The sequence below is a fragment of the Actinomadura sp. ATCC 39365 genome (assembly GCF_054392275.1).
This window is the reverse complement of the sequence record NZ_CP184335.1, coordinates 8433741-8456380: the sequence shown is the minus strand read 5'-3', so window position 1 is coordinate 8456380 and position 22640 is coordinate 8433741. Positions and strand designations below refer to the sequence as shown.

At 67.1% G+C, this 22640-nt stretch carries 18 protein-coding genes and 1 pseudogene; 8 read left to right on the top strand and 11 right to left on the bottom strand.

Features of this window, described 5'->3' with window-relative positions; genetic code table 11:
- The first annotated feature begins 2 nt into the window (after positions 1-2).
- Positions 3-1886 carry a DUF2264 domain-containing protein gene (locus ACNF49_RS40750; RefSeq protein ID WP_482941073.1) on the top strand — a complete coding sequence of 628 codons (1884 nt, stop codon included), beginning with the start codon at positions 3-5 and terminating at the stop codon, positions 1884-1886.
- A 12-nt stretch (positions 1887-1898) separates the two neighbouring features.
- On the top strand, positions 1899-2102 hold the full coding sequence (locus ACNF49_RS40745; protein WP_482941072.1) for a hypothetical protein: 204 nt from the start codon (positions 1899-1901) through the stop codon (positions 2100-2102).
- Between the two features lie 271 nt (positions 2103-2373).
- Here ACNF49_RS40745 and ACNF49_RS40740 read toward each other — a convergent pair whose 3' ends face one another.
- The 8 genes and pseudogenes from ACNF49_RS40740 to ACNF49_RS40705 form a co-directional block, all read right to left on the bottom strand.
- On the bottom strand, positions 2374-2736 hold the full coding sequence (locus tag ACNF49_RS40740) for an IS3 family transposase (RefSeq protein ID WP_482941071.1): 363 nt from the start codon (positions 2734-2736) through the stop codon (positions 2374-2376).
- Positions 2737-2930: 194 nt separating this feature from the next.
- Positions 2931-3911, bottom strand: coding sequence for an IS30 family transposase (locus tag ACNF49_RS40735; RefSeq protein WP_482941070.1), 981 nt, complete (start codon positions 3909-3911; stop codon positions 2931-2933).
- 198 nt (positions 3912-4109) lie between these two features.
- Positions 4110-4361, bottom strand: a complete 252-nt coding sequence (locus ACNF49_RS40730; RefSeq protein WP_482941069.1) for a hypothetical protein — start codon at positions 4359-4361, stop codon at positions 4110-4112.
- 221 nt (positions 4362-4582) lie between these two features.
- Complete coding sequence (locus ACNF49_RS40725; protein WP_482941068.1) at positions 4583-5107, bottom strand: hypothetical protein; 525 nt, start codon at positions 5105-5107, stop codon at positions 4583-4585.
- 228 nt (positions 5108-5335) lie between these two features.
- On the bottom strand, positions 5336-11017 hold the full coding sequence (locus ACNF49_RS40720) for a LamG-like jellyroll fold domain-containing protein (protein WP_482941067.1): 5682 nt from the start codon (positions 11015-11017) through the stop codon (positions 5336-5338).
- A 1211-nt stretch (positions 11018-12228) separates the two neighbouring features.
- Positions 12229-12519 carry a hypothetical protein gene (locus tag ACNF49_RS40715; RefSeq protein WP_482941066.1) on the bottom strand — a complete coding sequence of 97 codons (291 nt, stop codon included), beginning with the start codon at positions 12517-12519 and terminating at the stop codon, positions 12229-12231.
- Positions 12520-12824: 305 nt separating this feature from the next.
- Positions 12825-13145, bottom strand: a complete 321-nt coding sequence (locus ACNF49_RS40710) for a class I SAM-dependent methyltransferase (RefSeq protein WP_482941065.1) — start codon at positions 13143-13145, stop codon at positions 12825-12827.
- Between the two features lie 97 nt (positions 13146-13242).
- Positions 13243-13299 (bottom strand): annotated as a pseudogene (locus ACNF49_RS40705) (hypothetical protein); the annotation flags it as partial.
- 201 nt (positions 13300-13500) lie between these two features.
- Between ACNF49_RS40705 and ACNF49_RS40700 the strand changes: the two are divergent.
- Positions 13501-14592, top strand: coding sequence for a glycoside hydrolase family 18 protein (locus tag ACNF49_RS40700; RefSeq protein ID WP_482941064.1), 1092 nt, complete (start codon positions 13501-13503; stop codon positions 14590-14592).
- Between the two features lie 649 nt (positions 14593-15241).
- Here ACNF49_RS40700 and ACNF49_RS40695 read toward each other — a convergent pair.
- Positions 15242-16021 carry a neutral zinc metallopeptidase gene (locus tag ACNF49_RS40695; RefSeq protein ID WP_482941063.1) on the bottom strand — a complete coding sequence of 260 codons (780 nt, stop codon included), beginning with the start codon at positions 16019-16021 and terminating at the stop codon, positions 15242-15244.
- A gap of 176 nt (positions 16022-16197) precedes the next feature.
- Here ACNF49_RS40695 and ACNF49_RS40690 point away from each other — a divergent pair, with 176 nt between their 5' ends.
- Together ACNF49_RS40690 and ACNF49_RS40685 are read left to right on the top strand one after the other, a co-directional pair.
- Entirely contained in the window at positions 16198-18159 is a 1962-nt protein-coding gene (locus tag ACNF49_RS40690) for an ATP-binding protein (RefSeq protein WP_498703310.1), read from the top strand.
- Complete coding sequence (locus ACNF49_RS40685) at positions 18150-20642, top strand: WD40 repeat domain-containing protein (RefSeq protein ID WP_482941061.1); 2493 nt, start codon at positions 18150-18152, stop codon at positions 20640-20642. Before ACNF49_RS40690 ends, ACNF49_RS40685 begins: the two co-directional genes overlap by 10 nt.
- A gap of 2 nt (positions 20643-20644) precedes the next feature.
- On the opposite strand, the gene ACNF49_RS40680 is transcribed toward ACNF49_RS40685, so the two are convergent.
- Both ACNF49_RS40680 and ACNF49_RS40675 read right to left on the bottom strand, forming a co-directional pair.
- On the bottom strand, positions 20645-20800 hold the full coding sequence (locus ACNF49_RS40680; RefSeq protein ID WP_498703872.1) for an SbtR family transcriptional regulator: 156 nt from the start codon (positions 20798-20800) through the stop codon (positions 20645-20647).
- 86 nt (positions 20801-20886) lie between these two features.
- Complete coding sequence (locus tag ACNF49_RS40675; RefSeq protein WP_482941059.1) at positions 20887-21033, bottom strand: hypothetical protein; 147 nt, start codon at positions 21031-21033, stop codon at positions 20887-20889.
- Between the two features lie 463 nt (positions 21034-21496).
- Here ACNF49_RS40675 and ACNF49_RS40670 point away from each other — a divergent pair, with 463 nt between their 5' ends.
- Genes ACNF49_RS40670 through ACNF49_RS40660 form a run of 3 tightly spaced genes read left to right on the top strand, consistent with a single transcriptional unit; the run spans position 21497 to position 22636 of the window.
- Positions 21497-21790: a hypothetical protein gene (locus tag ACNF49_RS40670; protein ID WP_482941057.1), complete on the top strand. Its 294-nt coding sequence runs from the start codon at positions 21497-21499 to the stop codon at positions 21788-21790.
- Complete coding sequence (locus ACNF49_RS40665; protein WP_482941056.1) at positions 21787-22008, top strand: hypothetical protein; 222 nt, start codon at positions 21787-21789, stop codon at positions 22006-22008. The genes ACNF49_RS40670 and ACNF49_RS40665 overlap by 4 nt, the downstream gene beginning before the upstream one ends.
- Positions 22009-22039: 31 nt before the next feature.
- Positions 22040-22636 carry a hypothetical protein gene (locus ACNF49_RS40660; RefSeq protein ID WP_482941055.1) on the top strand — a complete coding sequence of 199 codons (597 nt, stop codon included), beginning with the start codon at positions 22040-22042 and terminating at the stop codon, positions 22634-22636.
- Positions 22637-22640: the final 4 nt, after the last annotated feature.

Genomic DNA, 22640 nt, shown 5'->3' with positions numbered 1-22640 from the left:
CGTTGATCCCTCCGTACCTGTCGCTGCCGCCGACCGACCGCGTGCTCTCCTCGCGCACCGGCTGGACCCGCGCGCACTGGGAGGCTCTCGCCGACCGGCTGCTCGGGGCGGTGCCGCCGTACGCCTCCCCCGGTTTCGCACAGATCCGGCTTCCGGGCCGGGCGAGCTGGTCGGGCGTGGCGCTCGACGGGCTGGAGGGGTTCGCGCGCACGTTCCTGCTCGCCGCGTTCCGCCTCGCGGGCGCGGCGGGCGACGTCCCCGACCTCGCCGAGCGGTACGCCAGGGGCCTCGCGGCGGGCACCGACCCCGGCAGCGGCGAGGCGTGGCCCGAGCTGACCGACTGCTCGCAGCAGATGGTGGAGGCCGCCTCGATCGCGGTCGCGCTGCACGAGACCCGGCCGTGGCTGTGGGACCGGCTCGACGACGGCGTACGGGACCGGGTCGCCCACTGGCTCGGCGGCTTCGTCGGCAAGCGCACCTGGGACAACAACTGGATGTTGTTCCAGACGGTGACGGAGGAGTTCCTGAAGTCGGTGGGCGGGTCGTACGAGCAGCGGGAGATCGACTGCGGCCTTGAACGCATCGAGGACTGGTACGCCGGCGACGGCTGGTACACCGACGGCGGCTCGCGCAACTTCGACTACTACTGCGGCTGGGCGCTGCACCTGTACCCACTGCTGTGGACGCGCATGTCGGGCGACGCGGAGCGGGCCGGCGTGTACACGAGCCGCCTGCACGAATTCCTCACGACATATCAGCATTTCTTCGGTGCGGACGGCGCGCCCGTCCATCACGGCCGCTCGCTCACCTACCGCTTCGCCGCCCTCGCGCCCGTCTGGCTGGGCGCGCTCACCGGCGCCACCCCGCTCGCGCCGGGCCAGACCAGGAAGCTCGCCTCCTCCGTGGCGCGCCACTTCGCCGAGCGCGGCGTGCCGGACCCCGACGGGCTGCTCTCCCTCGGCTGGTACGAGCCGTTCCTGCCGGTGACGCAGGCGTACTCGGGGCCCGCGTCGCCGTACTGGGCGTCGAAGGGGTTCCTCGGGCTGCTGCTGCCGCCGGACCACCCGGTGTGGACCGAGCGCGAGCAGCCGCTGCCCATCGACGAGCACGACGTCGTCGCGGCCGTCCCCGCCGCCGGGCTGCTCCTGCACGGCACCCGGCACGACGGGATCGTCCGCCTGCTCAACCACGGCAGCGACCACGGCGCGCCGCCCGACGACCCGCACTACGCCAAGCTCGCCTACTCCACCCGCACCGCCCCCGAGGCAGCCGAGCACGCCTGGGCCCGCGATCTCGACAACCACCTCGCGCTGGTCGCGCCCGGCGGCACCCCCTCGCGCCGTACCGCGATCACGCCGCTGACGTGCGCGGACGCCACCGCCTCCTCCTCCCATCGGACCGCGGGCGGCGCGCACGTCACCAGCACCTCGGTCGTCCGCGGCCCCTGGGAGCTCCGCGTCCACGAGATCGCCAGTGGTGAGGGCGGCGGTGAGGGCGGCGGTGAGGGCGGCGTGCGTGAAGGCGGGTTCGCCGTGGCCGGGGACGTGCCGCCGACCGTGGCGACCGGGCGCGGATGGGCGATGGCGCGCCGCGCGGACGGCCTCACCTCCGCGATCGTCGCCCTGTACGGCTGGCGGCGGGCCGGCGTCGAGCGCGAGGTCGAGTCCAACGCGTTCGGCCCGCACTCTGCCGTCCCGTGCCTGCACGCCGACAAGCCCGGCCTGCACGTCTCGCTGGTCGTGCTCTCCGGCGACGCCGTGCACCCGGCCGCCCTCCGCGACGCGGTCACCGTGGACGTCTCCGCCCGCGAGGTCGTCATCGGCTTCCCCGACGGCACGTCCACGACGTTGACACGGTCTCCTGACCCGGACCGCAGTGCTTCGTGATCGCAGGCCCTGGTGGCCGGCGACGCGCTCACCGCGTCACCCAGCCACGTCAGCGGCTCGGAGATCCAGAAGCTCCTGAACGCGGTCGGCGCGGCCACCGGAGGCTACGCCGGGGCGGGCAACATCCGCTGGCTCTCCGGTGGGAAGGCCGGCTTGTTCAACAAGATCACTCCCAACAGGGTCGGGATCGGCGCCTGTGATCGCGGGCGTCGATGACTGTCTCTCTCGTACGAGCGGATGGGGACTGGGGACCCGCTCGGGATCACACGCCCTGTTCATGCCCGCGCGACCTGCGGGCCGACGAATGGCGTGCTCAGTGCATGAGTGCGTTCGACGTGCGGAAACGGCTACTCCCATGTTCTGGGGGTCAAGGGGTCGCAGGTTCAAATCCTGTCGTCCCGACCAGTTTTAGCTGGTCGGAAGGGGTGCCAGAGTTTCTCTGGTGCCCCTTTTCGGATCTTAGGGAGCCAAACGGGGAGCCACTGCTCTACCCGGCTCGCTGGCCGGGATCGGCCACGGTGGTAGGCAGCTCTTTGCCCCGCCGGGCCCACCCTGCAGGCCGAGCGCGCATGCGTCGCTCGACGGTGCAGCGAGCGACTCGATGGCCTTCGCGCTGGAGCTGGTGCCAGATCTTGCGGGTGCCGTGGACGCCGTAGTTGTCGGCGTGGATGCGGGTAATGTGCTCGTCCAGGTCGGCGGCGCGCAGGGCGCGGGCCGTGGATGCAGGCCAGGGGCGGGCGGTTCTTGGCGGCGTCGTAGGTGCTATGGAGATGGGGCCGTCGTGCTGGGTCAGGACACGGCAGATCGGCTCGACACCGAACACGTCGGCGTGCTGCTCGATGAAGGTCACGAGCGCGTGTGTGGCCGGTCGGGCTCGGCCGCGAATAAAGCCGACTTAGATTCAAAGAGTCAAGGCAACACATTGGGCCGGGGTTTGGTAGCCGAGGCACTTACGGGGTCGGTCGTTCAGTCGGGCGGCCAGGGCGTCAAGGTCGGCTTGGCTGTACAGGCTCAGATCGGTGCCCTTCGGCAGGTACTGCCGGATCAGTTTGTTGGTGTTCTCGTTTGTGCCCCGCTGCCACGGGCTGCCGGTGCTGCGAAGAAGACGTCGACGCCGGTCGCTTCGGTCAGCAGCCGGTGGCCGGCGAGTTCCATACCGCGGTCCCAGGTCAGAGTGCTGCGTAGGCGGGCATCCATCCGTGAGAACGCCTGCTGCAGGGCGGGGATGACCGTCGTGGTGTGACGGCTGGGTAGCGCGACCATGGTCAGGTAGCGGGTCTTGCGGTCGACCAGCGTCGCGATCTGGCTGTTCTTGGCTCCGACGATGAGGTCGCCTTCGAGATGGCCGAGCTCGGTTCGGGCGTTGGCTGCGTCAGGCCGTTCCTCGATCGGCCGTGCCCCGGTGATCTGGGAACGCCACTGACCCTTGACCGTGTTCTTCTTGTTCTTGCGGATGGGACGGCGCGTGCGCAGCTTGGTGCACAGCTCACGCGGGATCACTTTCCACCGGGTTGTGTAGATCGCGCGGTAGATGCTTTCGTGGCTGATCCGCATGAATGGGTTGCCGGCGTGCATCAGCCGCAGATGTCCCACGATCTGCTCCGGGGACCACTCGTGGTCGAGGAGTTCGATCACGAGCTGGCGCAGTACCGGGTTGTCCTGCAGGGCGGACGGTTTCGGGCGACGTGCCTGCTCTTGAGCGCGTTGCTCGGCGGCGACGGCACGGTACTTCTCTCGGCCGCCGTTGCGGGCGACCTCCCGGCTCACCGTGGAGGCCGGGCGGCCGATCGACACGGCGATCGAACGTAGTGAGGCTCCAGCCTCGAGGCCGCGAGAGATCGATTCCCGGTCCTCGGCGCTCAACCGGTCGGCCCGTCGCACCCGCACGGCCGGTGCGATGCCGCCATGGTGCTTCAGCACCGTGAAAACTGACCCTGGGGGCTTGCCCAGCGCCCGGGAGATCACGCTGATGGAGTCACCGGCACGCCACCGCCGCCACAAGTCTTCTTTCATCGCGTCCGACATTCCCGGCCGACCCGTCCGAGCCACGATCCACCCATCCACGAGCAGTGTTGCGTTGATCGTCTGAATCTAAGGACGCGGCCTTCAGGATCTCGTTGGCGCGGCGGAGTTCGGCGTGCTCCCTGCACAGCAGCTTCAGCTCGGCCGACTCATCGTTGTGCGGCCGGGTCGACCGCCCTCGTCGACCTGGGCCTGGCGGAATCAGGTGCGTAGTGTCTCCGGGGTGCCGATGCCGAGCTTGGTCGCGACCGCGTTGATCGTGGCCCACTCGGTCGAGTAGTCCGGTCGCACTTCGGTGACCATTCGCACGGCTTGGCGGCGCAGCTCGGCTTGCCCTGCCGCCATCCTCCTGAGCGCGCGGATGCGTTCTGTGCCCAGGACTTCCACCAGGACGGTGCAGTCGCGCTCCAGCAGACTGAGGCAATCGGCAGCGGAGACGGCCACCCGGCCCATGCTCGGCCGGATGGCCAAGGGCAGCACTGATCGGCAATCACGACGGGACAGGCGTGATCATCTCTGATGATCATTAGGTGTCGAGAACTTCTCGATCTTGAAGGTCGCGCCTGTTCTTATTTTTGGGCCCCTTACACAGCCCCGGAACAGTCACGCTACGAAACGGACTCTCAGGCTGTTACCGATGCCTCGCCACGGCCTGTCCCGTCACGAACAGCCATTCAATGCAGTTGGGTGATCAGTATGGCCCATTTGGCTCCCCGCGGTGCCTGAACCCTTAATTTGTAGGTCTTTGGCGGCTTGGGGGGATAGTCATCTACTGTATATGTCGTGTAACCGGCGATGCACTGGCGATTCAGGTGCAAGGCGTGGGGTGCTTGGATGACCAGCGTCCCCTCGGGGCCCACGCAATCCACGGCGACCCTGAAAGCGGTGCCAAGCGCTACCTGCGCCGTCCAGTCAGTCCTTTCTGCCTTCTCGTTGACATGAAAGAGAAGAACCTTTCCTTTGGCCCTTATTTTGAGGTCCGTTAGAGGTCGCTCTTTGAAGGGGGAGCGTTTGACTGAGGGCAGCGGACGAGAGGGCTCCGCAGCGGCGGGCAGATTCCTTTCTTTCTGCCCCTGCGCCGAGCAGCCGAATAACAGCATTACAACCAAGGCAACACTGGACAATTTGCGCATCATCTGTCTCATTTCGACAATAGGCTCACAGATTTTTGACCTGTTTAGGGCGGACAAGGTCGACACTGACAGATCCTATGACGTGATGAGGAGCCGTTCCAAGGCATACTAGCGCAGTACAGGAGCCTCTAGTCACCATAGAAATCTCCGGACGTCGAGGTGTCACAGATAGGACCGTGTCAACATGCAGCACCCAGGCTTGTGAAGCAGAACGGCCTAGTCGGGGGCATCGCCCGGCCAGGCCGCACTTGCTCAACGGATTCTATTGAGAATACGCATCAGGATGACCCGGCCTCACCGATCCATCCATTCGCTTCGGCTGGTCACGATGCGACTGTCCATATCTCCCTTGAAGGCACTGATATTGAAGGCGCCAGCCGTGACCAGGCGGAACTTGCCGAGGCTACAGGCCGTCGTCGTTCCCTGCCAGCAGTCCCCGAGTACGGAATCGGGTTCGGCGATTATCCTTGTGCGGAAGGCCCGTTTCCACGATTTTCCTGCGTCGGTTATCGGCTCGTTGTTGCCGCCGCCTTCTATGCCAGGGCGACTGCTGGGGGAGGGGCAGTCCTTGTTCTTTAGTTGAGAGTAGGCGATGGAGAAGGCGCCACTCCATTCTACGTTCGCCCACTGCGCTGGAAACCCTCCGGACAGCGCTGCACCGACCTGGAAACTGCTCTGCCATTGCGTGATTCTGGTCACGAAACAAGGAGACGCAGCAACATCGACCGTAGAATTTTTGATGAGGTAGTCGTTCCTCTTCTTCTGATCGGCATCGCGAATCTTCTTGCCGTTGACCGTCTTGACCGGATCACGGAATACGTTACCAGTCCAGACGACGGCGGACACCGCGACCTTGTCTATTGTCCACGTCGTATCGTCGCCCTGGTTATTACACCTGTCCCATTGGGCCAAGCCAGTAACTGTTAACCACATCCCCTTGCGAATGTGTTTCGTCGCGCTGTTCGAAGCCATGCCGGGCAGCATTGGCGGTTGTGTTGAGTCGCAGCCAGTGGCCGCTGCGAACGAACGGGTGTGGCCAGGGACCGTGAAGTCGCCCCAGCGGACCTCTTGCTTGAGCAGTTGGACCTCGTCGGTCTCGCCCATAAAATCTGACGGGTCCTCTTCCACTTCAATCGGTGCCTGGATGATCGTGAGGCCGCCACACCGGTCGAAAACGAATATATCGATGATGACGTCACTGGGCTCTACTGTGCCGCTTGTTCCGCTAACCGTCTTCGCAGTGCCAGTCGATGTACCTGGCCCTGAGATCTCCCAGGTGCGTTTGACGGCTGCGGTTACCCACACCCTGCCGTCGGCCCCCACCCGCGGAACCACGTTATCTACGACGACGGTGGAGTTGCTTCGGGTGATGCCCTCACCGTCCTGCTTCTTCTTCTGCTCGATCAGTTCCTTGTTGAACAGCGAGATCATCGCCGTGATGGATGCCTCCGGGGTTACGCCGGGTGCCTGCCACACCTGGGCCGCACGGCCCTCAAGCACTGCGTCTTGTGCCTGAAAGAAGTGCTTGATGCGATCAGCGTAGTCCCGGGTGGTGCCGGTTGCCGAGGACTTGGCGGCTCCGTTCGGCAGCGGTGTCGCCTCCAGCACGCAGGTCGATTCGCTGGGAGGCGGCGGTGCTGCCTTGGGGGTTACCGGTGCCGATTCCCATGCGCTGGTGCCGTACGCCGTCTTGGACCTGACTTTGACGGTGTATGTCGTTCCGTTAACCAGACCGTCGAGCGCGACCCACGGTTCAGCGACCGACACGGACTTGACAGACTGACCGCCTTCGACGATTTCGATGTCATAGCCTGCTAGAGCAGCAGTGCTGCCAGTGTTTGCAGGAAGTCCCCAGCTGGCGATCGCGCCTCCATCGCCGGCCTGTGTCGCCAAATTCATCACGGGGTCAGGAGCTACGGGAGGGGTGAAGGTGACGGCAATCGAGCTTGGCATGGCCGCCCCGGCCGCATCAAAAGATATTACCTCCTCACGGTTCGACGTGAGCATGAGCCACTGGTACGCGGTGTCCGCTACATCGGCCTGGGGCGCACTGATTGGCAGTGTGTAGGCGGCCCTGGTGTCGATGTCCTTAGCCAGATCCGAGCTCTTGGTCGTGGAGGTAACCGCGCTCCTGAGCGGCACCGCGGTAATTGCAGTATCGCCAGGGCAGGGGCCGGAAGGACAGGTGGGCGTACCCAGGTTGAGAAGAGCCCGCGTGATGGCGGAACCGCCCGGCAGCTCGTCCAACTTGACCTTCACAACCAGCGCAGTCTTATTCACACCAGCACCGCCGAACTGCAGAGTAGCGGTGTCCGCCACAAAGCAGGCGCCACCGTCACAAGCGGTCGGGTCGGTTTTCACGGTCTTCAGAACGAAGTTGTCCCGTCCTAGTGTGACCTGGGAATCGTTGCCCGGCTCCTCGATTACCTCGCCATTTACCGCTTCTAGCTCAAACGGAACTGGCGCAGTCTTAGGCGTGCAGATCTCCTCGCTACCGGATCCGTTCGACGTGATCGCGGTCGTGGCGGAAGTTGCGTTTAATGTAGCTGGAGCGACCGACGTCGTGGAGCCGCCGAGCGGGGTGGTCATGTCGGTAGTGATGTCGGCGGCAGTCAATGCCCGCTTGTAGATGCGGACGTCGTCGATGACGCCCTTGAAGTAGTCGCCGTTGGCGGTGTTGCCTCCGATGTGGATCTTTCCACCGTCATCGCTGATCGTACCGGTGACGGCAAATTCGGCGGCCTGGGTGCCGTTGACGTAGAGGCGGATGGTGCTGCCGTTGTAGGTGGCGGCGAGGTGCGTCCAGGTGTTGACCGAGAGCGGGAGGGCTCCGGCGGCTACCTCAGCGCTGTCATTGACGGCCAGCCATGCAGTGGGGCCGCCGCCGCCGGCAGTGGCGTACAGGCTGTAGGCCACCTCTTCGAAGAGGTCGTTGTCCTTGGCGATCACTGTCCGCCAGCCGTCCAGTGCGCTGGGCTTGATCCATGCCGATACGGTCAGCGCATCGCTCACCTGCAACGAGGCGGAGTCGTTGATGGTGACCCAGCTGGAGGTGCCGTTGAACGACAGGGCCTTGCCGGATTTGCCGGTCACCCAGGTGGTGCCGCTGGCAGTGCCATTGTTGGTGCCGGTCGTGTCGGTGATGACGGTGCCGGTGCCCTCGTTCATGCCGTAGGCCGCGACCAGGCCGGCAGGTGCCGGGGTCGGGGTCGGCGTAGGAGTTGGAGTCGGGGTCGGGGTCGGGGTCGGCGTAGGAGTTGGAGTCGGGGTCGGGGTGGGGCCGGGCCCGGAACCGCCGTCTTGTGCGCCGGTGACGCAGGCGTTCATCTGCCACTTGTAGGTGCGGCCTGACTGCACGGTGTTGGCTGGGAGCTGGAAGGAAGCACGCTGTCCGCCGTTGACGGTGCGGGTGCCCAGCGGGGCGGAGCCGACGGGCAGGCCGTTGCTGTCGTACAGGTAGTACTTGGCGGTGACGGCGGCGCCGGAGGGGCGGTTGACCATGCCGGACAGGATCGGCTGGGCCGGGTCGGCCATGCCGGTCTCGGTGTCGGACGGCAGGACCGGTGCGTCGCTGGTGATGCGGTAGGCCGGGCTCTCGTTGCAGAGAGGCGGAGAGATGCCGCTGCGGCATGCCTTGACCACGAACTTGAAGCTGGCCGGGTTGTCCAGTGTGAACACCTTGTCCAGCACCTGGCCGGACGGGATGTTGTTGTGCGTCGTGGTGCCCGGCACGCCGACCAGCGCCCGGATCTCGTCAGCCGACAGAGCGCGCTGGTAGGCGTGCACGTCGTCCACGGCCCCGTCGAGGGTTGCGTCTTCGGCGACGACCATGCCGCGGCCGATCTCGAAGGTGCCGCGGGCGTTCCAGTTCACCGTGTGGTCGCGTTCGGCGACCAGTTGTCCGTCCACGTACAGGCGGATCTTCTGGGCGGTCGAGTCGTACTGGGCCGCCAGGTGCTGCCACGATCCGGACTTGGCGGTGTTCTTGGACTGGACGGCGACCGGGCGGCGGTCGTTGGTGTTGTCGGACTCCATCAACGTCAGAGTCCAGCGCTGGTCCAGCTCTGCCGCGCTTGACGCGGTGTACCCCAGGGTGAAGGCTGGCACCTGGCTGCCCATCTGGGACAGGACGGCCTGGTCTGTTCCGGTGGCGTCCAGCCTGGCCCAGGTGGTCACCGTATAGCTCTGGTTGGTATTGAGGACCGGCTGGCTCGTCTTGACCAGACCGCCCGGTGACAGTTTGACTGACTGGCCGAGCTGTCCCGCGGCGCGGCTGTAGGTTCCGCTGAGCGTGGCGTTGCGTGCCTTGCCAGAGGAGTCTCCCGCAGTGGTGCCGGAGGTCTCGTCCAGCTTCCACAGGCCCTCTTCGCCTGTGGGGAGCTGGGCGGCGGGCGCGGCCATGGTGGAGTCGTTGACGCTGACGGTGTAGTCCAAGTTCGCCGTCTCAGGCACGCTGGACTTGTAGGTCACCTTGACGTTGGTGCTGCGCGCGATGGCGTCGTTGCCAGTCATGGAGTCGATCGACTCGGCCGTGACAGTGGGGATCTCGGGCGGTAGCAGCCAGTTCACGCTCAGCTTAGGCACCCTGGTGCCGCCCCACGCCTGCGCGTAGAAGGAGAACGACTCAGCCAGGTCCTTCGGGACCGGCAGTTCGTTGCCCAGCCGCAGTTGCAGCCCGTGGTTGGCGGTGCCGGTGGCCCAGGCGCGGGTCATCGCGGTCAGGTTCCAGCTCCAGATGGCGCCGTCGGTGCGCACCTGCGCGCACGGGTCGAGCGAGGAGCGTCCATCGTCGGTGGTGGCGGGCTGCACGTCCCAGTAGGTGTCGTCCGCGACCCACTGCTCGGTGATCCGGTAGGCGGTGACAGCTTGCAGGTTGCTGCACGTGGCAGCGTTGCCGTTGAGGGAGAGCTGCATGGTGGCCGTGTCCACGTACCGGCCGGTGATCGGCGTGGTGTCGAAGGCCAGCAGCGCCCGGGTGGCGTACTCGTTGGGGTAGCTGCAGGTGCCCCCAAGAGGGCAGGACTTGGCGTTGGACCGGGAAACCTGACCGGGCCCCATCGCGTGCCTCGGGGACTTGACCGTCGTTTCCTGCGTCACGCCGAGCGTGGTGGTCGGGTCCACCGTCACCGGGTACTGGGTGGCCGGATCGGCCAGCCACTTGGGATCCGGCTTGAGCACCAGCACGGTGCCGCCGTTCTCCGTCACGACCTCGGTACTGACCTTGGTCTGGCGGACCGGCCGCTGGCTGTCAGGAGCGGCCGAGGCATCCCACATACGCGGCGCCGGCGCGGTGGCCAGCGTCTTCTTCTTCTGCCCCTTAGCCCCGCCGTCGGCGGTCAGGGTAAGCATTCCGGATGTGGTCTTGCCGAGTTTGAGCCCCGGCGCCTGCACCGGGAGACGGTACTCCACCGGTCCGGCCGGTCGCTCGCGCAGCACCACATCGTGCCGGAAGCCGGTGGACAGTGCGGTGACCACCAAGTCGGCCGACGGCCCTGCGGCGTTCGCATAGGTTGCCACGTTGCCCTTGATCTGCGGCTTGGGCAGGGCGGTCGGCCAGGACAGGCCGAAACTGCCCTCATGGCCCAGTCGCATGGTCGCGAACGGGCCGGTCCCCCCGGTCGACAGGCGCAGCCCGGCCTTGGCCACGCGTGGCTTGAGCACGCCGTTGACTTCGGCCAGCGTGGTGTCGATCCAGGCCCAGGAGCCGTCGGCCTGACGCAGTTGCGCGGGCCCGTTGTAGGACTGGGTGGACAGATGCCCATCCGGATACGCCCACGTACGCGACGCCTCGGTAAAAGCGGCCTCTACCGCCACCGGCTTGTTTTGCTTCTTGGCTTCCGCGACCGCTGCCCGCAGAGGGGCATCCGGATCCTCCGGTCGCGGGAAGGTGGTCACCGAAGGAGTTGCGCGGCCGGTCGGCTCGGGCTCGGCCTGAGCCGATGGGATCGTTCCAGCTACCAGCAGCGATGCTGTCACCGTTAGCACCGTTGCCACTGTTACTTGCCGCGAGACGGGCCAGCCCCGTTTCGACGCGCTGACTAACTTGTTCACTGACACCCTTCGCATAATGGGACAAACAGCAAACAAGACTCACCTACGGCAAGATCGCCAGGCAAGGTTTCAGCAGTCACAATAAAATCTCGATAAATTTGGCTGTAACGCAGAGGCTCGAAAAACCTACAATAAGTAGTAAGAGGTAATTGGAATTACCGAATAGCTCTAGCCAATCCCTCCGCTGGACTCGTCGCAAGACCTGATCCAGCGACCCGAACCACTGTGAGCCCGAGGAAGCAGCACACGGCCACGACGGTCGCCCGGTGGTTCACCCGAACACCTCCTGGTCGGCGAACGCTCCCCGCAGATCTCGCGCTTGACCACAGGGCCGGTCCGGCGGTCATTCCGGCGAGCCACGTCTTCGTTTGGCGGCACACGTACACGACGCGGTGCCCGGCCGCCAGAAGCCTTGGACGATCGCGACGACGGGCGGGTTCGGCAGATCCTCGTCGTCATGGAGACCACGTTTTCAGGTAGATCGGTGCGCGAACTGTTCTCCACAGACGCCGTCGAAGTCCTCATGCAAAGGACAGAGCCAGAGCCGATCGGAAGCCCTTGCATCGCCACCGAGCCTGGCCCCCTGTCGGCAAACGGCTGATGTGACGGTGGTCCTCAGCAGCCGTTCGGCCTTCTCTCCTCTGGGGAGCCAGATGGGGGAGCCAACACGCTCAGACCTGTGACGACGGCACCTGACGGCTTGCGACATTCATGCAGGCAGAGGGCTCCCCGTCCGACTCCCTCAGACCCTGCCAGACCATGTTCCCTCGACTGGGGGTCAAGGGGTCGCAGGTTCAAATCCTGTCGTCCCGACCAGGTTTTCACTGGTCGGTAAGGGTGTCACTCGAAAGGGTGGCACCCTTTCGCATTGGTGAGCGACTGACTGCTCGGCTACCGGTCGAAGATCGTGTCCATGGCCGCAGCTCCTTGCAGGAGTACGGGGTGGATCTGCTTGCGGTAGACGCCTCGGTGACCGCCGCCCCGCCATGACCGACCAGGCTCTCGCGCAGAGTCCTCGATCAGATGGGAACTCGTCGATGTCCGTGCTGGCGGGTTTTTGATCAGTTCGTAGATCTTGTCCCGTCTTGCACCGAGTTGGTCGGTGACCTTCTCCACCTTGCGCGCGGTCGGCTGTGTCACCTGCCGCCGTCGGCTTCTGCCTGCTGGTTGTCGTCGGCCAGGGCGGCCTCGCGCTGGAGTCGGCGGAGGTGGTTCCAGGCGCGGCGGCCGAGTCTGAGGCGTAGGCCGGTGGCCTGGCATCGTAGGCAGAAGCGCCAGCCACGGCCGAACAGGTAGGGGATGTGGCCGGTGCCGTTGCAGCGGCGATGGCTACGGAACGGGCGTGCGTAACAGTTGTAGATGTAACTGAGCGTGATGGGGATGGCGGTGGCGATCACTGTGGCAGCAGCGAGCGTGTCCAGGGTCACACCACGTCCTGAGCTGCTCCTTGGGATGCTCGATGGGCAGGGCGCTACCTGCTGCCGACCTGGTCGGAGATTCGCCGAGGTGTGGGTCGCGGCCGGAATCGTCGACAAGCCTGGAGAGGTCCCCTGACGTCTCGCCGAAGCACGCAGGCGTCATAGATCAAGCAGCGTGTCATCAAGGTGACTGCGTCCCAGGTGAGGTCGGGTCGAATGGCGACGGCCACCGCAGCGATCATTTGGAGTCGTCAAGACAAGAAGAGATCACGCGATGGCCGCAGACCACAGCGCAGATCCGGACGGCTGGATGGTCATCCGTCAACGAGCTGATGGCCCGAATCGCCGGCCGGTTCCATCGCGTCGAACCACGTCGCGCCATGGGAGTCCTTCGTGTGGTCCAGGGTGAGCATGCTTGCCGGGGCGGCGAGGGTGGTGAATCGGTCGAGGCGCAGGTCGGCGGCTTCGTGCGGGAGCGCGTACAGGATGCCCTCGGCCGGCCAGGCGGCCGTCCGCCCCGGATATAAGCCGGACTCCGTCAGCGCGCGCGGCCAGTCTTGGCGCAGGTCGGTGGCGACTTCGCCGCGGCCGTCGAGTACGGCTGCCTTGAATGCGAGCGCGTCGGCGAAGTGCAACTCGAAGACCTTGGTGCCGGGCGGCCAGGCGGTTTGGAATGGGCGGGGCATCCATGCCGCATGCCAGGAGGACCACCTGCTCGCATCCTCGTTTGGCGGCTTCCAGTGGCGCGCGATCGAGGAACTGGGCGCGGACGGTGACCTTTTCGGCCATGACCTACAGGAAACGTGCAGTCGCCGGAGAGGCCAACGGCTGAACCCGGATCAGCGGCCTGACGGAAGTACTTGTCCGACATTCGGTGAGGGGCCACTAGCTGAGCGCTCGTGGCGACGCGAGCCCTTGTCGGACCCGGGTGTGTCCTCCGGGGGAGGGACAGCACCGTGCGGAATTAGTTAACCTCCTTTCCAGTTCCTCGTGAACGGAGGTATCGGCATGCGCCGTCCGGCCGCGCTCGTCTCCTTACTCCTCCCCCTCCTTCTCCTGCCCGTCCCCGCACAGGCCGCTGCGACCCCGCTGCAGGTCTACGGCGCCTGGCACTGCGGTGATGACGCCTGCATCTGGGGCAACGTCCGCAGCCCAACAGACTTCGACGCAAAGAACCACTGGCTGATCGACCGAGGAGACGGCCGCCCCTCGGTCAACCTCGTGGTGCTCAGCTTCGTCCACCCGGTCAAGTTGCTGCACAAGACCACCGACACGCAGACCCTCGACGGCGTGCCGCGTGGCATGACCGCTGACATCGTGAACTACTTCACCAGCCGTGGAATCCGGGTGATGCTCTCCATCGGCGGCATCACGTACACCACCGCGTGGAACTCCGCCCTGGCGGAGAATGCGGCGCAGTTCGGGCGCAACGCGGCCGAGGTCGCCCAGCGGCTCGGCGTCGGCATAGAGATCGACTACGAGGAGAACAGCAGGCCCGACCTGGCCGGTCTGCAGGCCTTCGTCGACGCCTACCGCTCCGCCCTGCCGTACGACGCGAGCGGTGCGAACCCAGCCGCCCGGCTGACCATCGACCTCGCCGCCGGTGACCGCTGGCTCATCGACATCACCAGGAAGGCGACCGCGGACTGGCTGCGCACCGACACCCCGGTCCTGGACTACGCCAACGCGATGGTGCCCGCCCAGCAGCCCAGGAGCTCCGACGCCATCGCCAACTGGCAGGAGCACATCGACGGCAAGACCACCTACTCTCCGCCGATCCCGTCGCTGGCTCCGGCCAAGTTCACCGGCGCGTTCTACATCGCCGAAGGAAGCAAGGTCCGCGCCGAATGCACGAACTTCAGCACCTCGCTGCAGAAGTCCACGGGATCGTTCGTCCAGACGGCCGCGCCGAAGGGGGCCGGACTCACTTCCGGCATGCTCGGCTACATGTTCTGGGCCGCCGAACGTCCCTCCACAAGGGGCGTGACCACCGCACCTCCGAACTCCTGCGAGGGAGGAGTGGGCGGTGGCGCCACCGCGTACGCCATCCCCCTCCCGATGCCCGCCCTACGGCAAAGCTGACCGCCTCCCGGGACCGGGCCGCCGGTCCCGGGACAGACCAATTACCCGTCCGAGATTCGGTGACGGGCCACTGGTGTCGTTGCCGGCGCTGTCGCAGCGGGGACGAAACTCAGCAGAGAGGGGAGCGGGCATCGATGACGGACCCAGACCGGCGCCGGACCGGACAGCCCGAGGTTGACACGCTCCCAGACCAGGCCGACGCCGCACATCAAGCGGTGGCCGAGATCGATGGTCATCTTGGGTTGTTGGCCTCTTCTCGCAGGTCAAAGCGAGATGATCTTCCTTTCACGTGGGATGGCCCAAGGGGCCGGCGTCGACCCGAGTGACGGTCCGTGCCTCGCCTGCGATTGTGGGTGGAGGCGGTCGCGCTGTCAGGCGCTGGGATTCACGGCAGCAGCACTGCGCAGAGGCCCAGGATGCGCAGCATCAGCCACTTCAGCACGAAGGTCATGACCAGCGCGGCCACAGAGGCTTCCTGGATCACCATTTTGAGTGACGGGGAACATACTGATCGCTCTCGGAGCCCTGGTTCAGTCGGATGCAGGCGCGCCACCGGGGGGAGATCGTCTCAGGCCTTGAGCATCTACGGGCTCACGCCGGCAAGAGGCTGATCACGGCCGCGCGGCGCGTCCTCCCCCCTGGGCGCGCGCTATTTCACCCTGGCGGCCGGAGCCGTGAAGGTGTTGCAGACGGACGGCGACTCGGACTCGAACCCCCGCCTGATCCAGTAGACACGATTGGACGCTTTGCCGAAGCCGGCGAAACTGCCGTCGATAACGTGCCGATCGATGTAGTAGTCCTGGCCGTGCTCGCGCGTGTGGCCGAGCGAATCCCAGACACTGCCGGTGAACGCCCCGGAGAAGCAGAGCGTCTGCAGCGTGTATCTGGACTGAAGGGCCAGCGCGTCCCGCTTGGACAGCTTCTTCATGGTCTTGGCCACGGCGTTCATGATGCCCGCGACGTTCTGGACATGGATGGCATAGCCCGCGCTGAGGGCCTCCAGCAGTTGTGGCTTGTCGATCTCGCCCTTCAGCCCGTAGTCGCTGACCATCATGTGGACGGTCTTGGTGTTCGTGCAGTAGACGCTGTCAGTGGCGTCAGGCGCGTAGATGCCGCAGGAGGTCTTGACCCGCTCGCCGTACGACAACACCACCTTGGGCTTGGTGTACCGCAGACCGGCCTTCGTCAGCAGCGGCCCCCACGCCTTGTCCAGACAGAGGGAGACCTCTTCGACATAGCGCCGGAACACCTCGACGTCGGCGCTGGCCGCATACGGCTCCTCGCAGGTCTTGAGCGCGAACTTGCCCGCCTTATACAGCGGGTTCTTGGTCAGCACGGCCGGGGCCGACGCGGCGCCGGCCGTCCCGCTGAACGCGGCGCTGGTGAGCACGCCGACGAGTAATGGCACGATCAAGGAGCTCGGACGCATGGCACCGGACTTTACCTAGGTGTCGGCCCACATGCGCCCAAACCCACATTGACCCGACCAGGACCGTGGCCGCGTCCAGCCTGCCACCAGCGAGGGGGGCCGGGCCGTACTCGGGCTGGACGGGCGGTGGCCGGTGCGGGGCCTGCGTGCGCTCTTCCGCCTGGGGCCACGAGCGCATGTCGATCGGCCGGGACCTCGAGAGCGGTTGTAGCGGTGTGAGGCGCTGTGGCGATATCAGAGGGCAGGCGGGCGCCTTCGCGGATCGATGGGGGTTGTGGATGGGATCGGCCACCGGGGTGCCCGGCGATTCCCAGGCGCACGCGGCGCGGGAGCGGATCGCCTCGGTGGTGCGGCGAAGCGGGAGCGGCCTGCTGAAGCTGTCGCCGCACGCGGTCATCGCGACGTTGTGCGCCAGCGCCCTGGTGCCGCTGGCCTTCGAAGGCGCCGATGGTCCCGTCGCGGCCGGGGTGCAGGTGCTGGCCGGTGTCGGCGGCAACGTGCTGGCCGATGTGATCATCAAGTCGATGGACGCGGTACGGAGGCGCGCCGCCGGCCGTCTGCTGTCAGGGGAGGAGATCGAGAACGAGATCGGAACCCAGCTCCTGCAAGCCCTGGAGGCCGCCAACAGCAACACGCCGGACCTGCGGCGGGAGATCGCCGGCGTGCTGCACGGGATCGATGCGGCAGGAGCCGCTCTGGAGGCCGCGCTCACCAGCGGAGACCAGCGGCTGCAGGCCCATCTCACGACGGTCTTCGCCGAGTTGAGCGGAAGCTTCGCCGAGTTCCGTCAACTGCTGGGCGATCTGTCGGGCAAGGCCACTCAGCTTCAGGACTTGCTGTACCGCCAGGCCGCCGAGCAACGGCACGATCGGGATCTCGCCCTTCAGCAGTCGGTGCAGCTGATCCTGATACGTGATGAGATAGCGGCCGTCAACCGGCGCGCGGCCACCTCGCAGCAGCAGGCGGATGCCCCCAGTCCTCGATGGTTGGACGAGGCGCCGTACCGGGGGTTGTGGCCGTTCGACCGCCACCATTCCCCGATCTTCTATGGCCGTGAGCGCGCCACCGCGAAGCTGCTGGGCAAGCTCGCCGAGCGCTTGCCCGGGGCGCGGCTGGCCATGGTCACCGGCGCGTCGGGGGCGGGCAAATCCTCCCTGCTGCGGGCCGGGCTGCTGCCCGCGCTGGCCCGCGGGCTGCTGCCCGGCGCCGTGAACTGCCGGGACTGGCCGCAGGTGGTGATGACTCCGACCGCGCGCCCACTGGATGAGATGGCGGTCCGGTTGAGCGCTCTGGGCGGGCTCGAACCAGGTGCGGTACGCCGCTCACTGGAGGCCAATCCGCAGGACGCGCACCTCACCGTGCGGCACGCCGTACTCGCTGACGCCGAGCGGCACGCCCGGCACGAGGCCGGTCGGCTCGTGCTGGTCGTGGACCAGTTCGAGGAGGTGTTCCTGCTGGCCGGCGGTCGGGAACGCGAGGCGTTCCTGACCGCCCTGGTCGCGGTCGCGGGCACGCCCGCGCTGGTCGTCCTGGCCGTTCGTGGCGACTTCGCCTCCACCTGCGCCGCTCACCCCACGCTGGCCGAGGCGTTGGAGGACGGGCAGTTCGTCCTCGGTCCGATGACCGAATCCGACCTGCGCCGGGCCATTACCGGGCCGGCGGGCATCGCCGGCCTGGAGGTCGAGGCAGGTCTGGTCGACAGCGTGCTGAGCGATCTGCGCTCGTACGCCGACGAGGGCGGCTATGGCGCAGGCGTGCTGCCCCTGTTGTCCCAGGCGATGCTTCTCACCTGGGAGAAGAGCCAGGGCGGAACGCTGACCAGCAGGACGTACGGGCTGGTCGGCGGCGTCGCCCATGCCGTGGAGTCGGCCGCCGAAGAGGTCTACGGGAGCCTGTCCGCCGAGCGGCGACGCCTGGCGCGCGAGGTGTTCCTGCGGCTGGCCGCCACCGGCCCGGACGGGCGGCCGGTGCGCCGCCGCGTCACGCGCGCCGAACTGCTGGGCTCGCACGCCGCCGGCCGGGCGGCCGACGTGAATGACGTGCTGGAGGCGTTCACCGAGCGCCGGCTCCTCGTTCAGGGCGGCGCCGACGAGGGGGCCCGCGCGGCACCGTCGAGATCGCGCACGACGTGCTGCTGAGCGCGTGGCCCAAGCTGCACGGCTGGCTCGACGACGATCGTAGCGATCACCTGGTGCTGCGGCAGTTCCTGGACAGCGCCGCCGACTGGCAGACCAGAGGCCGCGATCCGGCGTTCCTCTACCGGGGCACCAGGCTGACGGCGCTGCAGGAGGCGTTCCCCCGCTGGGACGACGATCCTGTACGCAGCCCCGCGCTCACCGGCGTGCATCGCGCGTTCCTGCACGCGAGCGAGCGGGCGGCGACGCGGACCGCGCGGACCCGTCGCGTGGTCCTCGCCCTGCTCACCATCCTGGCGCTGGCGTCACTGACGGGCGTCGGCGTGGCGATGAACCGCGCCACCGAGGCGAGCAACCAGGAAAGCACCGTGCGCTCGCGCGAACTGGCCGGTCGCAGCGTGGAGTTGAGCGAGACCGATCCGGCTCTGTCCCGGCTGCTGGCGGTCACGGCCCATGAGATACGGGACACCCCGGATTCCCGCGCGGCCATGACCACCGCCCTGCTCAACCCTGCTCGCGCCGTGTTCACCGGTCACGTCGGCGAGGTCGAGAGGGTGGCGTTCGCCCCCGACGCGAGGACGCTGGCCTCGGCCGGACGTGACGGCAGCGTCCGGCTGTGGAACATCGCCACGGGCCGTCCGATCGCGCGCTTCACCACCGGGCCGGGCGAATGGGCGCGGGCAGTGGCTTTCAGCCGCGACGGCAAACTCCTGTTCTGCGCGAGCGGTACGGAGGAATCCAACAGGGGCGCGATCTACATCTGGGACGTCGCCGGCCAACGGCAGGCCGGCGCCCCGCTCACCGTCGCGGACGTCATCGAGGGGCAGACCGTGCGCTTCAACGCGCTGGCACTCAGCCCCGACGGCGAGACGCTGGCCGGGGCGGGAGACGACGGCATCCTGTACCTCTGGGAGGTCGCCACCCGGCGGCGCCTCGCCCAGATCACCACCGACCAGGTCGAGGACGTCGTCTTCAGCCCGGACGGGCGCGTACTGGCCACCGCCGGCACGGACGGAACCGTGCTGTTCTGGGACGTGGCCCGTCGCCGCGAGATCACGCCCCGGACGGCCACCCGCAAGGGCAACATCACGGCGTGGAAGGTGGCCTACACCCCTGACGGCACCAAGCTGCTGAGCGATGACAGCGATGGAACCGTGCGCTGGTGGGACACGACCACCCACCGCCGGCTCGGCGCCGCCCTCAAAGCCTCCGGTTCGGCGCTGGCCGTCAGCCCCGACGGCGTCACCATGGCCACCGGCGGTGAGGCGGGCACGATCGCCCTGTACGACCTCAGCACCCGCCGGCCGGTCGGCGCTCCCCTCGTCGGCCACACCGGCACGCCGCTGGACGTGGCCTTCTCCCCGGACGGGAAGGCGCTGGCCAGCGCCGGGAACGACGGAACCGTACGCGTCTGGGACCTCGTCCGCGGCCGGCAGATCGAGCGGCCCGTCACCAGGCCAGGCACCGGCGATGTCTACGAAATGGCCCTCAGCCATGACGGCCGTACGCTCGCCACCTCCAGCGGCACGAGCGTGCTGCTGTGGAAGCTGGCCGGGCGCGACCGCCGCGGACGCCTCGTCGTGAGCCCGCTCGGGCAGCCCATCGCGCCGGGCAGGACCGGCGACGGCGGCCCGGTGGCCTTCAGCCGCGACGGCACGATGCTGGCCACCGGCGCGGCCGACGGCGTGATCGACCTGTGGACGGTCGCCACCCAGCGGCCGATCGGGCCACCGCTGCGCGGCCACACCGAGCACAACGGGCAGAGCTGGGTCCGCGGGCTCGCGTTCAGCCCCGACGGGAGGATGCTGGCCAGCACCGGCGCGGACGGCACCTTGCGGTTCTGGGACGTACGCGCCCGGCGGCAGCTCGGCCCGCCGGTGGCAGGCGTGCGCGGTTCCGCCCTGGCCTTCTCCCCCGACGGCGCCACCCTCGCGGCAGGGCTGGACGACGGGAGCATCCGCCAGTGGGATCGGCGTTCCCGCCGCGAGAAGGCCGCCCCGCTGCGCGGCCACATCGACGCCGTCACCTCCATCACGTACAACGCGGACGGCTCGCTGCTGGCCAGCGCGAGCAGCGACCGCACGATCCGGCTGTGGGATCCGCACGCGGTACGGCCGAAGAACCAGCCGCTCGTGGGGCACACCCACACGGTATGGAAGGCGGCCTTCAGCCCCGACGGCCGGCTGCTCGCGAGCGCAAGCCGTGATCATACGATCCGGCTGTGGGACGTCGCCACCCAGCGGCCACTCGGCCGTCCACTGACCGGACACGACGGGGACGTCTCCGGGATCGCCTTCACCCCGGACGGCCGCACCCTCGTCAGCACCGGCTATGACTCCACCATTCGCGCGTGGAATGTGAGCCTGCCCTCCGACCTCGAAGCCGCCGTTTGCGCCCTGGCCCAGCGGCCGATCAGCCGCGCGGAGTGGAACCTGTACGTACCTGGCAAACCGTACGTGCCGACCTGCGCTGCCTTCGTACGCTGAGTTCAGCGTGCCGGCCGGGCGGGCGGCCTGAGGCCGTCCATCAGGAGGTCCAGCAGGCGACCGGCCTTGGCTTCATGCTCGCGCCGGGGGGCCACGGTGAAGATGCCGATGAGGGAGGCGGCGATGTCTTCGGCGGTGACGTCGGAGCGGAGGTCGATGGTTATCGTGGGTTATCGGTGGCTTCTCGCAGGTCAGGGCTAGGTGATCTCTTCTTTCACGTGCGGCACGTCAGCTGATATTCACATCATGTTGTGTCGAGAATCTCGATCTGGAGCTCCGCCACGCGCGAGTCACCGGCAAAGGGCAGCACCATCGAGTGGCTGGGCCAGTCGCGTCCCGGCCGCGCGGGCGGCAATCGCTGTACCGTTGGAGGGGCGATGCTCAGGTCCATGTCACCAGACGTAAAGTAGCTATGAGTAGCCGAGAGCTCTCGGCAGGTGACATAAGCACCGTTAAGCGAGCAACGCGACCTGCGGAAACGCGCTTGCCGCCGTTATCGGGGCAGCGAGCGCCGGACCCATCCCCGGGCGCGGACCGAAACCCGCAGTTGGGCACCGCGACCGTCGCCCCCCGTGGCCTGCGGCAACGCTCTACCTTGCCCCTGGGGGCATGGACCCGAGCGCCGGGCCTTCGATGCAAGACCCGGAACATCGTGACGAAGCCGCGCCTGAGGCGCTCCCAGAACGTCTGGATACCCCAGTGCGAGCGCGAGGTGTTCTTCGGGCATCACCCGCAGGCCGGGGTGCCCATCGCCGATGCGGCCTTGATCAGCGTCGGTGCCGAGGGCGATGATGCCTCATGAGCGACACCGTGAAGTTCCGCATCTGGTCCGAGACGCGACTCGGAGGTCGGCGATGAACGCCACGCCGATCGACCTCACCGAGGGGCAACGCAAGCTCTTGACTCGCATCCGGGACCATACAGTGATCACTGGCGACGTGAACACCTTGTGGGGCGACTGGACAAAGCGCGCTGACTTCAAGCGGTTGGCCGAAGAGGGGCTGATTCGCGACGAATGGGACGATCTTGCGAATGGTTACCGCTGGCACGTCACCGACGCGGGCCGGGTAGTGCTAGACCAAATCGCGGAAGTCAAGCGTGCGAGCGCGATCGGGCATCGGCCCACCCGCGCCGGCTGGAGTTCATGAGCAAGCTGGCCGAGCACGGCAGCCTGGCCCTGTACTACTCGTACGAAGACATCCCGGAGTACGGGCTGAACCAGCCCGACGTGGACGCGCTGGTCGCCCTCGGCTTCATCGACGTCGGGGAGCCGAGCGGTCATCACGGCACGGCGCGCAAGACGGTGCTCACCGACGCGGGCCGCGCCGAACTGGAACGGCGCGGGGCTGGGGAACACCGACGATGAGTGAGGTCTTCGACCATGGCGAGTAGTGGCCGTGGACGCCGGCGATCTGGGTAAGGCACTCAAGGTCCTGGCTGACCGTGAGGATCACTTGTGGAACCCGCCTGCTGAGTTGGTGACCGCACTCGTTGCTGGGGAGTCGTTCCGCATGTCCGCCGGGCTGCTGTGGCGCCTCACGCACCTGGCCTGCCCCGCTCTGGTGTATGACCTGGACAACAGATTCGGCCGACCAGCGGAAACGTTGACCTGGGACCGGTGGGTCAGGCTGTGGCAGGCACCGCTGCCGTCCTGCCGTCCTGTCGTCGTGCTCGCGCAGCATCCGCAGGACGGTGGCCGGGGAGGGGTGGCGACCCTTCTTGCCCTTGGTGATGACGAGGCGGGCGGCGATGTCGCGCAGGCTGAGATTCTGCGCGCGCAGGTGCAGGGCCATGGACAGCATGGCGCCATCGGTGACGGTGGCACCGCCGATGGTCTTGCCGCGGACGCGGGCGGATTCGTGGCCTTCCCAGGGTGCGGTCGCGGATGTATTCGCGTTCCATCCCGGGGCGGCCCAGCCGGACGCGCAGAAGCATCGGCAGCGGCGCGATTCATCACCAGGAGCGATTGTTTCGCTCGAATCAATCGCCCTTGACGAT